The organism is Limnothrix sp. PR1529 (assembly GCF_002742025.1).
In the GTDB taxonomy this organism is placed as follows: domain Bacteria; phylum Cyanobacteriota; class Cyanobacteriia; order CACIAM-69d; family CACIAM-69d; genus CACIAM-69d.
Genome location: NZ_LIRO01000095.1, coordinates 1 through 1,279 on the forward strand (window position 1 = coordinate 1; position 1,279 = coordinate 1,279).

Sequence of the window (1,279 nt, forward strand, 5' to 3'; positions counted from 1 at the left end):
CACCCTCACGGTGTTGACACAAACCCGCAACGGGCATCTGCAAACCCTGATCCGAAACGCCGTGGTTCAGGATTATCGGCAATTGGCTCCCGATGCGGACTTTTCCCGCTTGCCCTTTGATGGTGAATTTCGTGCGCAACCCAATAATGGCGATCGGCTCTATGGCACACCCGCCTCGGCCCATGGGCTTTACGTCAGCTTGCGACCCATGGCCGGCCAGCCCAAACAAATCCAAATTGTGCATTACTTCGGAGCTGGCAAATTTGCCCGATCGACCATTGGGACTTGCCAAACCGAAACCCCAGCCACCGACGCAGCAGCCCGCCAACTGATTGCCCAACTCCAAACCCACCTGCAAGCCCAAAACTGGGTCGAGGCCGATCGCCTCACGCGCCGCCTGTTGGCCCCCGAATCTGCCACCATGCCATCGGCCGGCCCCGCCTTAACTGACCCGGCCCTGATTCGCGAAATTGACCAAGCCTGGCTCACGGCCAGCAACGGCCGCTTTGGTCTCAGCGTGCAGTTGCGGCTCTGGCAAGCGGCCACCATTGCCCATCCCACCAACCTGGAAGCGGCCGTGAACAACTTCCGCGATCGCGTTGGTTGGAAAATCGCCGCCCCCCGCACCGAACAGGACTTCATCAGCAGCGATTGGCGCAACGAGTCGGAATTAAACCGCTCCCTGCAAAGTCCCGTGGGTCACTTGCCCTGGGCCGGCGTTTCCGACCAAGTGGTGCAGCGGATTGCCGTTCCGCCGCCAGGAGTCCATTGCGGCAGTTGCAGCATTGATGCGATTCAGCTTCGCCATGATCGGTTTTATACCTACATCCCCCGCCTGATGATACGTTTGAAGTTCGCCTTGGGCTAATCCTCAGTCCGTCAGCTCCGGTTCGGTTCAGCGATCCAGTCAACGTCCATTCAGGATCGATCGCAGCTTGGGATCAGTGAGTCCTTGCGACGAAAGTGCATCATCTTAATGACAGCCCTATCGATAGCAAGCCTTGGCCTCAATGGACGTTGACTTTGATCAAAATTTGCTACTTTGGCAATCAAAACTTTAGCTAAAGACATATGTTCATGCATTCAAATTCACGAAATCATCAATCAATTGCTTGATTTTTATCGATATAGATTCCAAACCAAATTTTAGTTTAAATTTTTCTCAGATTTATTTTGAATTATTTCCTCAAGGTCATTGTTTATACAAGTAAATGGTCTAATTTGGTATCAATTGATCACAGCGGTAATACTTCTAACAAATCAATTCAGCCTTGAAATG

Annotated in this window: 1 protein-coding gene; it reads left to right on the plus strand. The window is 52.5% G+C overall.

Features of this window, described 5'->3' with window-relative positions; all coding sequences use genetic code 11:
* The coding region (locus AMR42_RS13445) for a GUN4 domain-containing protein (protein ID WP_199858183.1) at positions 1–868 on the plus strand (868 nt) is incomplete at its 5' end.
* Positions 869–1,279 lie beyond the last annotated feature (411 nt).